Here is a 14115-nt window from a genome sequence, read left to right as displayed (position 1 = left end):
AGGAACGGTTTGGCGCCCGCACAGGCGTGGGCAAGACAGAGTTGGATTTGATGAACACCACATCCGCACTCAACACAGCCGGCGCCCGTCCGCTGCAGTTTCCGATTCCGGCCAATGTCTATGCCGAAACCGTCGTCTCGGTGAAGCATTACACCGACCGCCTGTTCTCGTTCCGCATCACCCGTCCGCAGTCGTTGCGCTTCCGCTCCGGCGAGTTCGTCATGATCGGTCTGCCCAATGCCGAAAAGCCGGTGTACCGCGCCTATTCGGTCGCCAGCCCGGCCTGGGACGAGGAGCTGGAATTCTTCTCGATCAAGGTGCCGGATGGTCCGCTGACCTCCGAACTGCAGAAGATCCAGGTCGGCGACACCGTCATCATGCGCCAGAAGTCGACCGGCACGCTGGTTGTCGACGCGCTGACCCCGGCAAAGCGCCTGTTCATGATCTCGACCGGCACCGGCATTGCGCCCTTCGCCAGCCTTCTGCGCGACCCCGATACCTACGAAAAATTCGATCAGGTCATCCTGACCCACACCTGCCGCGACAATGCCGAACTGACCTATGGCCAGGAACTGGTGGCCGCGCTCGAGAACGATCCCCTGATCGGCGAACTGACCGGCGGCCGCGTCACCCTCTACAATTCGACGACCCGCGAAGAGTCGGCGCGCATGGGCCGCATCACCGCGCTGATCGGCTCCGGCAAATTCTACGACGACCTCGGCATCGAGAAGCTCAATCCGGAGACGGATCGCATTATGATCTGCGGCTCGATGCATATGCTGAAGGACGTCAAGGAAATGGCCGAAAGCCTCGGCTTCCATGAGGGCTCGCTCAGCCATCCCTCGACCTTCGTCGTCGAGCGCGCTTTCGTCGGCTGACATCAGCCGGCGCCTCGGCGCCACGTCTTGAATTGACGTTTTGACCATGTGGTCAAAATTCAGCTGCTTTTGCCGCCTTTTTCCGTTATGAGCCCTTGAAGGACTCGTGAAGCATCGATTCACGGGCTATCTTCGGTGTGTGTCGCCCAAGTCCGGGAGCAACGACACGCACCACCACGTAAAATCGTCGAGCGAAAGGGCAGGAGATGAGCAGCACAATCCGCGAAGCCGATCTCGGCGCGTCCAAGGTCACGCCGCTGCCGGCACGTGCGGCCGCCAACACGCCCGTGCCGCAAAGCCACGGTATTGCCCGCAACACCGGCATGCGGCTCGATCTCGGCTTCATGGAATCGGTGCGCTCGGTCAACCGCTCGGCGCTGGAACGCAGGGTCGCCAGCCTCACAAAGCGGCGCTCGATCAAGGCTGACAACCAGGCAGCATGGCTGCTGCGCGCGGTCTCCTGCATGGATTTGACGACGCTGAATTCCAACGACACCGAAGAGCGCGTCCGCCGCCTGTGCGCCAAGGCGATCAACCCGTTCCGTCGCGACATCGTCGAGGGGCTTGGCATCGAGGGCGAGAAAATCCGCCCGGCAGCGGTCTGCGTCTATCATCCCTTCGTCGCGACGGCTGTTGATGCCGTGCGCGGCACCGGCATCCATGTCGCCGCCGTCTCCACCGCCTTCCCGCACGGCCTTGCGCCGCTGTCGACGCGCCTGCAGGAGATCGAGGCCTCGGTCCGCGACGGCGCCGACGAGATCGACGTGGTCATCCCGCGCGGCCTGGTCTTCGGCGCCAAATGGCAGGAACTCTACAACGAGATCGTCTCGATGCGCGAAGCTTGTGGTGATGCGCATTTGAAGGTCATTCTCGGCACCGGCGACCTCGCCACGCTGCGCAACGTCATGCTGGCCTCGATGGTGGCGATGATGGCGGGCGCCGATTTCATCAAGACCTCGACCGGCAAGGAAAGCGTCAACGCCACGCTGCCCGTTGGGCTGGCCATGGTGCGCGCCATCAGGGCCTATTTCGAGGAGACCGGCTTTCTCATCGGCTTCAAGCCGGCCGGCGGCATTTCCACCGCCAAGGCGTCGCTCGACTGGCTGGTGCTGATGAAGGAAGAACTCGGACGGCCATGGCTAGAACCGGATCTGTTCCGCTTCGGCGCCTCGAGCCTCTTGACTGACATCGAGCGTCAGCTCGAGCATCACCTGACCGGCCACTACTCGGCCAACCATCGCCACGCAATGGCGTGAGGTGGATGAAGGCCTTGAACGTCGAGTTCCTTCGCGCCCCCCTCTGTCCTGCCGGACATCTCCCCCACTTGGGGGGAGATTGGCTAACGTCGGCGATTTCGCCAATTGTCGACGTTTCAGAGCTGACAGGCGCGAATGCTGATCTCCCTTCTTGTGGGGGAGATGTCCGGCAGGACAGAGGGGGGCGCGACAAAGCGCCTGCCAAAACAAATATCCGGAGCGCGTCATGAACATCCTCGAACGCTACCACGCCATGGAATACGGCCCGGCGCCGGAAGCCCGCACCGAGGCCGATGCCTGGCTCGCCGCGCGCGACTTCGGCAAGGCGCTGTTCATCGACGGCGCCTGGAAGGCGGCGGCCAGCGGCAAGACTTTCGAGACCAGCGAACCCTCCTCCGGCAAGCTGCTGGCCAAGATCTCCGATGCCGGCGCCGCCGATATCGACGCAGCCGTCGCCGCAGCCACCAGGGCCTTACCGAAATGGTCGGCATCCTCGGGCTACCAGCGCGCAAAAGTGCTTTACGCCATTGGCCGCGCGATGCAGCGTCATCAGCGCCTGTTCGCAGTGCTTGAGTCAATCGACAACGGCAAGCCGATCCGCGAAAGCCGCGACATCGACGTGCCGCTGGCCATCCGCCATTTCATCCATCATGCCGGATGGGCGCAGGCGCTGGACAAGGATTTCCCCGGCCACAAGGGTGTCGGTGTCGTCGGCCAGATCATTCCGTGGAATTTCCCGCTGCTGATGCTGGCCTGGAAGATCGCGCCGGCCCTCGCCGCCGGCTGCACGGTGGTGCTGAAGCCGGCCGAATTCACCCCCCTCACGGCCATCCTGTTCGCTGAGATCTGCGAGCGCGCCGGCGTGCCCAAGGGCGTCGTCAACATCGTCCAGGGTGGACCTGAAGCGGGCGTCGCCATCGTCAACCATCCCGGCATCCAGAAGATCGCCTTCACTGGTTCCTCGGAAGTCGGCAAGATCATCAGGAAAGCCACGGCTGGATCGGGCAAGAAACTGTCTCTGGAGCTCGGCGGCAAGTCGGCCTTCATCGTCTTCGAGGACGCCGATCTCGACAGCGCCGTCGAAGGACTGGTCGACGGCATCTGGTTCAACCAGGGCCAGGTCTGCTGCGCCGGGTCACGGCTTCTGGTGCAGGAAGGCATTGCCGATGCGTTGATCGCCAAGGTCAAGGTCAGGATGAGCCGGCTTCGCGTCGGCAGCCCGCTCGACAAGAACACCGATATCGGCCCGCTGGTCGACGCCACACAGCTCGACCGCGTCAAGGGCCTGGTCGCAGAAGGCGCCAGACAGGGCGCCGTCTGCTGGCAGCCCGACGCAGTGCTGCCGTCTTCCGGCTACTACCACCTGCCGACGCTCGCCACCGGTGTTTCGCCGGCAAATATATTGGCGCAGGAAGAGGTGTTCGGTCCGGTTCTGGCCACCATGACCTTCCGCAACACCGAGGAAGCGATCGAGCTTGCCAACAACACGCGCTATGGGCTGGCCGCCTCGGTGTGGAGCGAAAACATCAATCTCGCGCTGCATGTCGCGCCGCAATTGAAGGCCGGCGTCGTCTGGGTCAACGGCACCAACATGTTCGACGCCGCCTGCGGCTTCGGCGGCTATCGCGAAAGCGGCTTTGGCCGCGAGGGCGGGCGCGAGGGCATGTTCGAATATCTCTCGGCAAAACTGCCGCTTGGTCCCGTGATCAAGCCGGCGACCTCTTCGGCGCAGCCCGTCGAGCAATCGGATGGCGGCGCCATCGATCGTACGGCCAAACTGTTCATCGGCGGCAAGCAGGTGCGGCCCGATGGTAATTATTCGCTTTCTGTCGCCACTGCCAGGGGCAAGCTGGCCGGCGAAGTCGGTCTCGGCAGCCGCAAGGACATCCGCGACGCCGTTGCCGCCGCCCGCGCCTGCAAGGCCTGGACGGAAGCGACCGCCTACAACCGTTCCCAGGTGCTCTTTTATCTCGCCGAAAACCTGTCCGGCCGCACCGGCGAATTTACCGCACGCTTGTCCGAACTGACCGGCGCCAACGCCAAGGCCGCGCGGGAGGAAGTGGAACAATCGATCGAGCGCCTGTTCCTCTATGCCGGCCTTGCCGACAAGTATGAGGGCAGGGTGCATCAGCCACCGGCCCGCGCCGTCACGCTCGCTTTGCACGAGCCGGTCGGCGTCCTCGGCATCGTCGCCCCGGACAGCGCGCCGCTGCTCGGCTTGATCTCCCTGATCGCACCTGCGCTTGCCATGGGCAACACGGTGGTGGCCGTGCCGTCGGAAAAATACCCGCTGCTTGCCACCGATCTCTACCAGGTGATCGAATATTCCGACGTTCCGGCAGGCGCCATCAACATCGTCACCGGCCGCACGGCGGAGCTTGCCGGCGTGCTGGCCAAGCATGACGATGTCGACGGGCTCTGGCTGTTTGCCGATGCCGACACTTGCGCCAAAGCGGAGGCCGATTCCGTCGGCAATCTCAAGCGCGTCTGGACCGGCAACGGCCGCAGCCTCGACTGGGCGTCCGACGAGGCCGCCGGCGATGCCCTGCTGCGCCGCGCCGTCGAAGTGAAGAACGTCTGGGTGCCATACGGCGACTAATGCCGCCGAAGCGCGCTGTGCTTGAGTGAACCATGGCAGCGTGACTCGTTGTCCGGTTGTCATACATGTTGTTGCATCAGAGCAAGCGATGTGCATTACATCAGCCGTCGCGAAGGTGATCGCGTTCGGGCTTGACGCTTGGACATGTGTTCTTTAACCAGAAAAAACATTTGTTATTTAAGGACTGATGGATTGTGCAGGCCGCATAGTCGCGCCTGTCTGGCACAGGACGCCCCAGTCAGCCGGCAGTAAATCGGGCCGAGCAGTGGCCAAAGAGGGCGAGGAGAAACGCATGGCGGATCTAGCAGGCAAGGTCGTTGTCGTCACCGCGGCGGCACAAGGCATCGGCAGAGCGAGCGCATTGGCCTTCGCCAAGGCAGGTGCCATCGTGCACGCCACCGACATCAACGAGGCGCTGCTGGCCGAACTCGCCAAGACCTCCGGCATCAAGACCCGCAAGCTCGACGTTCTCAACGACGATGCGGTGGCATCCGGCTTCGCCGAAATCGGCCGCGTCGACGTGCTGTTCAACTGCGCCGGCTTCGTCCATTCCGGGTCGATCCTCGAGATGAAGGATGCCGATCTCGACTTCGCCTTCAACCTCAATGTCCGCGCCATGATCCGCACCATTCGGGCGGTACTGCCCGGCATGCTGGAGCGCGGCGATGGCTCGATCATCAACATGTCGTCCGTCGCCGGCGCCGGCAAGGGCGTGCCCAACCGCTTCGCCTATGGCGTCTCCAAGGCGGCCGTGATCGGTCTCACCAAGGCGGTTGCCGCGGACTATGTCGCCAAGGGCATTCGCTGCAACGCCATCTGCCCCGGCACCGTCGAGAGCCCGTCGCTGCAGGACCGCATGCATGCGCAGGGCGATTACGACGCGGCCCGCGCAGCCTTCATTGCCCGCCAGCCGATGGGCCGTCTCGGCACGCCCGAGGAAATCGCCGATCTTGCGGTTTATCTGGCCGGTGCCACGTACACCTCAGGGCAGGCCTATAATATCGACGGCGGCTGGTCGATCTGAGCAATAGCCTTGATCCGCAGGTCCAGGCTCGAACAGTTCTAAAGTCCGGCTTGCCCCAGGTCGGGTCCGATAGCCAGAGTCCGCCCAGTCATCGCTTGGCGGAGCGAGTTTTGAAAACGGCCTTGGGCCACAATTTGGAGAGCAAGATGAAACTGCTGCGCTATGGCGAGATAGGGAGCGAACGCCCCGGCCTGCTCGATGCGGATGGAACGATCCGCGATCTTTCGGGTCATGTCACCGACATTGCCGGCAAGGCGCTCGATCCGGCGTCGCTCGAGACATTGTCGAAGCTCGATCCGAACTCGCTGCCGGCGGTTTCCGGCAAGCCGCGCCTCGGCGCCTGCGTCGCAGGCACGGGCAAGTTCATCTGCATCGGCCTGAATTATTCCGACCATGCCGCCGAAACCGGCGCCACCGTGCCGCCGGAGCCGATCATCTTCATGAAGGCGAGCTCGGCCATTGTCGGCCCCGACGATGATGTGCTGATCCCGCGCGGTTCGGAAAAGACCGACTGGGAGGTTGAACTCGCCGTGGTCATCGGCAGAAAAGCCAAATACGTCAGCGAAGCCGAGGCGCTGGATTATGTCGCCGGCTATGCCGTTGCCCATGACGTGTCCGAGCGCGCCTTCCAGGCCGAGCGCCAGGGCCAGTGGACCAAGGGCAAGAGCTGCGACACGTTCGGTCCGACCGGGCCGTGGCTTGTCACCAAGGACGAGGTTGCCGATCCGCAGAACCTCAAAATGTGGCTGACGGTCAACGGCAAGACGATGCAGAACGGCTCGACCAGGACCATGGTCTACGGCGTCGCCTATCTCGTTTCCTATCTCAGCCAGTTCATGTCGCTGCATCCTGGCGACATCATCTCCACCGGCACCCCGCCCGGCGTTGGGCTGGGCATGAAGCCGCCCGTGTTCCTGAAGCCCGGCGATGTGGTGGAACTGGGCATCGAGGGGCTAGGCCAGCAGAAGCAGACCTTCAAGGCGGATGCCTAGCCGCCTCTTCCCTTAGAGCGTCTCACCGTTTGCCGGCGAAACGGTCTATCTCTTTGTTTGCCGGGCGGCTGGCGCCTCTTGTCAGCGCCAGCCCAGAGCCGGCGCGACGTGCTTCAGGATCGCCTCGATGACGTGGGCGTTGTACTCGACGCCGAGCTGGTTGGGGACGGTCAGAAGCAGCGTGTCGGCCTCGGCGATCGCTTCATCCTCTTTCAGCTGCTTGACCAGCACATCGGGCTCGGCGGCATAGGAGCGGCCGAAGACGGCAAGCTTCTCAGGCTCGATATAGCCGAAATGATCTTCGCTGCTGCCGCCGCCGAAATAGGCGCGGTCGCGGTCGTTCACCAGCGCAAAGATGCTGCGGCTGACCGACACGCGCGGCTCGCGTGTGTGGCCGGCCGCCTTCCACGCCGCGCGATAGGCGCGGATCTGTTCGGCCTGCTGGATGTGGAGCGGCTGGCCGCCCTCATCGAACTTCAGCGTCGAACTTTGCAGGTTCATGCCGAGCTTGCCCGCCCATTCGGCGGTGGCGTTGGTAGCGGCGCCCCACCAGATCCGATCGCGCAGGCCGGCCGAGAACGGCTCGAGCCGCAGCATTCCCGGAGGATTGGGGAACATCGGCCGCGGATTGGGTTGCGCGAAACCTTCGCCGCGCAGCACGTCCAGAAACACCTCGGCATGGTTGCGCGCCATGTCGGCATCGCTTTTGCCGTCCTGCGGCACGTAGCCGAAGTAGCGCCAGCCGTCGATCACCTGCTCCGGCGAACCGCGGCTGATGCCAAGCTGCAGCCGGCCACCGGCGATCAGGTCGGCAGCACCCGCATCCTCGGCCATATACAGCGGATTCTCATAGCGCATGTCGATGACGGCGGTGCCGATCTCGATGCGGCTGGTGCGGGCGCCGACCGCGGCCAGAAGCGGAAACGGCGAAGCGAGCTGGCGGGCAAAATGATGGACGCGGAAATAGGCGCCGTCCGCGTCCAGCTCCTCGGCGGCGACGGCCAGGTCGATCGACTGCAGCAGCGCGTCGGACGCCGAGCGCGTCTGCGATTGCGACGAGGGCGACCAATGGCCGAAGGAAAGAAAGCCGATCTTTTTCATGCGCGCATCCTGTTCTTTGATTCCAGTTGCCTACTTCGTCGCCCACGCGATCGGGTTCAATCGACACTCACACAACGCAGTGTCAATGCCGCCGGCCCTTGACGGTTTCGCAACGATACCCATCGGTGCGCAAAGGACCAAGGCCATGGTCCCCGGCGATGCCTTGCGCGACCGCGTCAGCATCTGCCGCGGCGCTTTTGGGGCCAAATGAACCAACCAAAGGCGATGTACCGCAAACTCCATTCGTTTCAGAGCCCGGTTTTGAAATCTTCTCGCTCATTTAATTCTACAAAATCGGTAGGCTTAATGCGATAGTGCGTCTGCGAGAAGGAGCCTCGGATGTCAAAAAAGTTGGTGGTGGGGTTGTCCGGCAACCTGACCCGTCCGTCCAAGACGAAGGCATTCGTCAGCCACATCGCCGGTGAGGTGGCGAGCCGGGCCGGCTCGGCTTTGAGCGTTTTCGACATCGAGGATCTCGGCCCGTCCTTTGCGCCTGCAAGACAGCTTGGCGATCTCGATCCGGCGGCGCGCGGTATTATCGAGCAGCTGCTCGGCGCCGACGTGCTGGTGGTCGGCTCCCCGACCTTCAAGGGCAGCTACACCGGGCTGTTCAAGCACTTCTTCGACCTGCTCGACCCGTCGTCGCTGCGCGGCAAGCCGATCATCCTGGCGGCAACAGGCGGCGGCGAGCGTCATTCGCTTGTCGTCGAACACCAGTTGCGGCCGTTGTTCGGCTTCTTCGAGGCGCAGACCCTGCCGACCGCGATCTACGCCTCGGACAAGGACTTTGCAGATGGCGTGCTGGTGTCAGAGGCAGTCAAGGCGCGAGCCCGGCAGGCGGTCGCCGAGGCATGCCGGGTGGCCGGCGTGCCCTACAGCGTCGTCCTTGCCGCCTGAAACCACGATCCGCGACGCAATATTCCATCCCGCATAGACCAGAAGGACGCCTGCAATGACTCGAGCCAGCAAGTCCGATAGCAGGCCGCGGCAGATCAAGCTCGGCGCTTTCCTGCCCGGCGGCGGGCAGCATATCGCCGCCTGGCGTCATCCCGATGCGCCGGCCGACGGCGCCACCAATTTCGAGTTCCACAAGAAGCTGGCGCTGACCGCCGAGCGCGGCCTGTTCGACGCCTATTTCCTGGCCGACAACCTGACCGTCGGCCTCGGCGCCCGCGAGGGCGGCAACGCCAAGATCGCCGGCTTCGAGCCGGTGACGCTGTTTGCGGCGCTGGCGCCGCTGACGACGCATCTCGGCTTCATCGCAACGGCGTCCACCACTTATGAGGAGCCTTACACGCTGGCGCGCAAATTCGCTTCGCTCGACCTGTTGTCGAACGGCCGCGCCGGCTGGAACGTGGTGACCTCGGCCGGCGACGAAACGGCACGCAATTTCAACCGCGACGTCCAGCCCAGCCATGCCGAGCGCTATGCCAGGGCGCATGAGCATGTCGAGACGGTCAAGGCGCTGTGGGACAGCTGGGAGGATGACGCCTTCATCCGCGACAAGCAGTCGGGCCGTTTCTACGACAAGGACAGATTGCACGACATCGACCACAAGGGCGAGCATTTCAGCGTCAAGGGTCCGCTCAACGTGCCGCGCCCGGTGCAAGGACATCCGGTTGTCGTACAAGCGGGGCAGTCGGAAGACGGCCGTGGGCTTGCCGCGCACTCGGCCGAGGTCATCTTCACGGCCCATCAGAAGCTCGAGACGGCGCAGGAATTCTACCGCGACATCAAGGCGCGCGTGGCTGAAGTCGGCCGCGATCCCGACCAGGTGCTGATCATGCCGGGCGTCGCGCCCTTCGTCGGCCGCACCGAGGACGAGGCCCGTGCCAAATACCAACAGCTTAACGACCTTATCCTGCCCGAGGACGGTGTCGCCCTGCTCAACGGGCTGGCCGGCCAGACGCTCGACATCAGGGGCTATCCGCTCGACGGCCCGTTGCCGCCGAGCAAGGAAACCGAAGGCATGAAAAGCCGCCAGGCGCTGATCCGGCAGATTGCCGACGAGCACAATTTCAGCATCCGCCAGCTTTACCAATGGGTAGCGACGGCGCGCGGCCACTACACCATCGTCGGCAGCGTCACGCAGGTCGCCGATCAGCTGGAGGAATGGTTCACCAGCGAGGCGGCCGACGGCTTCAACATCCTGCCGCCCTGGCTGCCCGGCGCGCTCGACGATTTCGTCGACCTGGTCATTCCCGAGCTGCAGCGGCGCGGCCTGTTCCGCACGGCTTACGAAGGCCGCACGCTGCGCGAGAATCTCGGTCTCAGGCGCCCGGAAAATCCATGGACCGTCGCCCGCTCGACCGTCCTTGCCGCCGAATGACCTTGGCATCGAAGGGGTGAAGCAATGACGTTGCAGCACATCGATCGGCAAATCACGGTTCGCCGCAGTGGTGGCGAAACCGGGCTCGGCACCGACTTTCTGCGCCTCGGCGGCCGGGCTGCTGTTCGCTTCCTGAAGCGCTACGGCGTGCTTGCCGGCTTCCTGGCGCTCTGGCAGGTGGCGAGCAGCGTCGGATGGGTCAACGCGGCGGTGCTGCCGCCGATCGACATGATCGTCGAAGCGCTCTGGAAGGGGCTTGCCGGCGGCAGCCTGCTCGGCGACATCGCCATCAGCCTGCAGCGCGCCGGCATCGCCTTTGCCGCAGCCGTGGCCGTCGCCATTCCGCTCGGCCTGTTCATGGGCCAGGTGCGCCCGGTCGAAACCGCGCTCGATCCGATCCTGCAGGTGTTCCGGCAGACCTCTGCACTGGCGCTCTACCCGGTGTTCATCCTGCTCTTGGGACTTGGCGAGACCTCGAAGATCTTCGTCATCTTCTGGGCGACGCTGTTTCCGCTGCTGCTCAATACCACCAGCGGCGTCAAGGAAGTCGATCCCAAGCTGCTTGAAATGGCGCGCGTCTATGGTGCGAGCCGGCTCACCGTGTTTCGCCGCGTCGTACTGCCGGGCGCCGTGCCGTCGATCTTCGTCGGCTTGCGGCTGAGCGCCACCACGGCGCTGCTGCTGCTGATCGCGTCCGAGATGATCGGTGCCAACAAGGGCATCGGCTTCCAGGTGATGAACGCGCAGTACAATTTCCAGATCCCGCTGATGTTTGCGGCAATCGTCATCCTCGCCGGGCTTGGCCTGATCGCCAACCAGGCGTTGGTCACCCTGCAGCGGCGGCTCTGTCGCTGGAGCAATCCTGTCAACTGAGCAGTCCGCCCCTCACCGTTTACTTCACAAGGACCCGATCATGAAAATCACCCGCCGTTCGCTGCTTGCCGGCGCGCCGCTTGCCGCCGGCCTCATCGCCGCCGGCCTGCCGCGCCTGGCCTTTGCGCAAGCCGCAGCCGTCAAGTTCCGCTACCTCGCCAGCCGTGGCAGCATCTCCCCGCACGAGCTGGCCGACGAGCTCGGCTACTTCAAAGGGCTCGGCGTCGAGCTGGAGAATGTCGGCTATTCCTCGGGTGGACCGGAATCGCTGTTTGCGCTGTCTTCCGGCAGCGTCGACATCGGCTCGGCCGCCACCGCAGCGGTGATCAACTCGATCTCCGGCGGCAACGACTTCGTCGCGGCGTATCCGAGCAACGGCATCAACAAGGATGTGAAGAGCGTCTTCTACGTGCTGGAAGACAGCCCGATCAAATCGATCGCCGACATTGCCGGCAAGACCATCTCGGTCAACACGCTCGGCGCTCATCTCGACTATACGGTGCGTGAGGCCCTGCACAGCGTCGGCCTGCCGCCGACCGCCGCCAACCTCATTGTCGTGCCCGGCCCGCAGCTTGAGCAGACGCTGCGCTCGCGCCAGGTCGACATTGCCGGCCTCGGCTACTGGCAGGCGACCTTTGCCGGCGCGCTGGTCGCCAACGGCGGCGTGCGCGGCGTGTTCGACGACACCCAGGTGCTCGGCGAACTCGCCGGCGGCTTCGTCGTACTCAGGCGCGACTTCATTGCCGCCAACCCGGATGCGGCGCGCAACTTCGTCGAACAGTCGGCGCGCGCCTCGGACTGGTCGCGCCAGAACCCGGACGAAGCCCGCAAGGTGCTGGCCACTATCCTCGACAAGCGCGGCGAAAACGGCGATCTCGCCCGCTACTGGACCGGCTTTGGTCTGCGCGAAGGTGCGCAGGCGACCGATCGCGACATCGACTTCTGGGTCGCCGTGCTGGAGCGAGACGGCCGTCTGGCCAAGGGCAAGCTGAAAGCCGCCGACATCCTGTACCGGCCCGGCGAAACCAAGATCAACTGAGCTTTGAAATAGCTGAGAGACAAGATGGCCGGTTCCAACCGTGGCGGAGAGGTCTCGATCCGCGACCTGTCCAAATCCTTCAGCCTCGGCGGGCGCCAGCTTGCCGTGCTGCGGACGCTCAACCTCGACATTCGTTCGGGGGAATGCCTGGTCATCGTCGGCGCCAGCGGCTCCGGCAAGACCACGCTGCTGCGTATTCTGGCCGGGCTGGAGGCGGCCGACAGCGGCGGTGTCGCGATCGACGGCCAGCCGGTGCATGGCGTCGGCGCCGAGCGTGCCGTGATCTTCCAGGAACCGCGGCTGCTGCCGTGGCTGAGCGTGCTCGGCAATGTCGCGTTCGGCCTCGAAGTGCGCGGTGTTCCCAAGAGGCAGGCCGAGGAACGCGCCCGCTTCTACGTCGCCCTGGTCGGCCTTGCCGAATTCGCCGATGCTTTTCCGAGCCAGCTTTCCGGCGGCATGGCGCAGCGCGTCGGCATCGCCCGGGCGCTCACCGTGCAGCCCGAGATCCTCCTGCTCGACGAGCCGCTGGGGGCCCTGGACGCCATGACCAAGATCGGCATGCAGGAGGAACTGGCGCGCATCTGGAGCGAGGAGAACGTCACCATGGTGATGGTCACCCACGATCTGGAGGAGGCGATCTATCTGGCTGACCGGGTGCTGATCCTGCCCAAGGAGAAAGGCGGCGCGGCGCGGTTGATCGACATCGACCTGCCACGCCCGCGCGAGCGCAGCGAGAGCCGCTTCGTGCGCTACCGTGAAGAATTGCTGCGCGAATTCGGATTGCACTGATCAAGGGAAGGGGCCAGCCGTGGCTCCCCCGGAAGATTAGCTCTCGCGATTATTGCTTGGTGAACGTGCCCGTATAGGTTCGGTCGGCAAGCCCATAGGTGACGGCCAGCGTTCCGTCCGCCTGAATGACCGCGCTGACGTCCGCGCCATTGGGAAGGCGCCGCAGTTTCAACGTGTTGCCGAAAATCTTGCCTTCGCCATCGGCCACGCCCGGTTTGTTGTCGGCGACATCGCCCCAGGCATAGGTGGCGGTGACATTGCCGCCGCGCGTAATCGTCAGCACGGCGAGCTTGCCGTCATACATCCCGTCCAGCTGTCCGCCCCATATGCCGGAAAACGCGACATATTTGGCCGGGACGCCTTCGCCGGGCGGCATAACCCGCACGGATGGATCGAGGACCGCCGCACCATCAGGAGCAGAGATCGCGGCAGGCTCCATGGGCTGAGGTGCGGGCGGCGATGATGGTTCAGGCGCCGACTGGCAGGCGACAAGCATGAATGCCGCGAAACCGAGCGTCGGAAAGAGACTGTTTGGTGGAGCCAATCGGGATCGAACCGACGACCTCTTGAATGCCATTCAAGCGCTCTCCCAACTGAGCTATGGCCCCACTCCGGCAGTCAGCCGTCGCCGTTGCCGGCGAGAGGTCCGGCGCGGGTTTCAGGACCGCGCCGTTTAGTGCAGGCGGCTTCTAACCCCGCCTTCCCTGAAGATCAAGCCTTCGAGGGCCGCTTTTTCGTCATAGCCCGTGAACGCCGCTAAATGCATGCGTTCGAAGCGTTCTTAGACTTCGTCGTCGTCGTCGCCGACGCCGATCATGTCGGCGACATCGTCGTCTTCTTCCTCTTCGTCGGCAAGGAAAGTATCGTCCTCATCGTCGCCTAGATCGACATCGTCCTCGTCGTCGCCCAGGTCGGGAAGCTCGTCGCCGGCCTTGACGTCTTCGTCGGCCTCTTCAAGCGAGACGACTTCAACGCCTTCTTCTTCCTCGGCGTCCACTTCCTTCTCGGCCACTTCCTCTTCCTCTTCGAGGGCGGCGATCTTGCCGTCCTCGAAATAGGAACGCGGATACGTCTTGCCCGTATAGGGCGAGACGACAGGGTCCTTGTTCAGGTCGTAGAATTTTCGGCCCGTTTCAGGGTCGACACGCTTTGTGCCAAGTTCGTTTTTTGCCACGTCAAGCCTCGTCAGTAAAAGAGTGGTCCCCTTAACCACAGTTTACCGCGCTGTCAAAGCG

Annotated in this window: 13 protein-coding genes and 1 tRNA gene; 10 read left to right on the top strand and 4 right to left on the bottom strand. The window is 64.0% G+C overall.

The genetic code is table 11. The features are described from left to right. The first annotated feature begins 50 nt into the window (after positions 1 to 50). The 5 genes from NKJ88_RS03170 to NKJ88_RS03150 all read left to right on the top strand — a co-directional run bounded on the left by NKJ88_RS03170 (position 51) and on the right by NKJ88_RS03150 (position 6749). A complete protein-coding gene (locus tag NKJ88_RS03170; RefSeq protein WP_023671300.1) occupies positions 51 to 878 on the top strand; it encodes a ferredoxin--NADP reductase in 828 nt (275 codons plus the stop codon). A 206-nt stretch (positions 879 to 1084) separates the two neighbouring features. Continuing rightward, entirely contained in the window at positions 1085 to 2134 is a 1050-nt protein-coding gene (gene deoC, locus NKJ88_RS03165; protein WP_023703681.1) for a deoxyribose-phosphate aldolase, read from the top strand. A 226-nt stretch (positions 2135 to 2360) separates the two neighbouring features. Then, a complete protein-coding gene (locus NKJ88_RS03160; RefSeq protein ID WP_352443557.1) occupies positions 2361 to 4733 on the top strand; it encodes an aldehyde dehydrogenase family protein in 2373 nt (790 codons plus the stop codon). A 292-nt stretch (positions 4734 to 5025) separates the two neighbouring features. Then, positions 5026 to 5757 (top strand): SDR family oxidoreductase, encoded by a 732-nt coding sequence (locus NKJ88_RS03155; protein ID WP_352443556.1) that lies wholly within the window; start codon positions 5026 to 5028, stop codon positions 5755 to 5757. 146 nt (positions 5758 to 5903) lie between these two features. Beyond that, complete coding sequence (locus NKJ88_RS03150) at positions 5904 to 6749, top strand: fumarylacetoacetate hydrolase family protein (protein ID WP_023689210.1); 846 nt, start codon at positions 5904 to 5906, stop codon at positions 6747 to 6749. A gap of 81 nt (positions 6750 to 6830) precedes the next feature. Here NKJ88_RS03150 and NKJ88_RS03145 read toward each other — a convergent pair whose 3' ends face one another. Beyond that, positions 6831 to 7850 (bottom strand): LLM class flavin-dependent oxidoreductase, encoded by a 1020-nt coding sequence (locus tag NKJ88_RS03145; RefSeq protein WP_352443555.1) that lies wholly within the window; start codon positions 7848 to 7850, stop codon positions 6831 to 6833. Positions 7851 to 8189: 339 nt separating this feature from the next. Here NKJ88_RS03145 and msuE point away from each other — a divergent pair, with 339 nt between their 5' ends. Genes msuE through NKJ88_RS03120 form a run of 5 tightly spaced genes read left to right on the top strand, consistent with a single transcriptional unit; the run spans position 8190 to position 12880 of the window. Further along, positions 8190 to 8747 (top strand): FMN reductase, encoded by a 558-nt coding sequence (gene msuE / locus NKJ88_RS03140; RefSeq protein ID WP_023683545.1) that lies wholly within the window; start codon positions 8190 to 8192, stop codon positions 8745 to 8747. Positions 8748 to 8802: 55 nt separating this feature from the next. After that, positions 8803 to 10179 (top strand): LLM class flavin-dependent oxidoreductase, encoded by a 1377-nt coding sequence (locus tag NKJ88_RS03135; protein ID WP_023700424.1) that lies wholly within the window; start codon positions 8803 to 8805, stop codon positions 10177 to 10179. 24 nt (positions 10180 to 10203) lie between these two features. After that, positions 10204 to 11052: an ABC transporter permease gene (locus NKJ88_RS03130; RefSeq protein WP_023683543.1), complete on the top strand. Its 849-nt coding sequence runs from the start codon at positions 10204 to 10206 to the stop codon at positions 11050 to 11052. A gap of 40 nt (positions 11053 to 11092) precedes the next feature. Further along, a complete protein-coding gene (locus NKJ88_RS03125) occupies positions 11093 to 12091 on the top strand; it encodes an ABC transporter substrate-binding protein (protein WP_023671310.1) in 999 nt (332 codons plus the stop codon). Positions 12092 to 12115: 24 nt separating this feature from the next. Continuing rightward, positions 12116 to 12880, top strand: coding sequence for an ABC transporter ATP-binding protein (locus tag NKJ88_RS03120; RefSeq protein ID WP_023671311.1), 765 nt, complete (start codon positions 12116 to 12118; stop codon positions 12878 to 12880). A 49-nt stretch (positions 12881 to 12929) separates the two neighbouring features. Here NKJ88_RS03120 and NKJ88_RS03115 read toward each other — a convergent pair whose 3' ends face one another. From NKJ88_RS03115 to NKJ88_RS03105, 3 genes are all read right to left on the bottom strand, one after another. Then, positions 12930 to 13265, bottom strand: a complete 336-nt coding sequence (locus tag NKJ88_RS03115; protein ID WP_245259937.1) for a hypothetical protein — start codon at positions 13263 to 13265, stop codon at positions 12930 to 12932. 147 nt (positions 13266 to 13412) lie between these two features. Next, a tRNA-Ala gene (locus NKJ88_RS03110) sits at positions 13413 to 13488 on the bottom strand. Positions 13489 to 13661: 173 nt separating this feature from the next. Next, positions 13662 to 14054, bottom strand: a complete 393-nt coding sequence (locus tag NKJ88_RS03105; RefSeq protein WP_023671313.1) for a TIGR02300 family protein — start codon at positions 14052 to 14054, stop codon at positions 13662 to 13664. Positions 14055 to 14115 lie beyond the last annotated feature (61 nt).

Source organism: Mesorhizobium sp. M0016 (assembly GCF_040324035.1).
GTDB lineage: Bacteria > Pseudomonadota > Alphaproteobacteria > Rhizobiales > Rhizobiaceae > Mesorhizobium.
The sequence above is the reverse complement of the archived record's forward strand: the minus strand, read 5'-3'. Positions and strand labels throughout refer to the sequence as shown.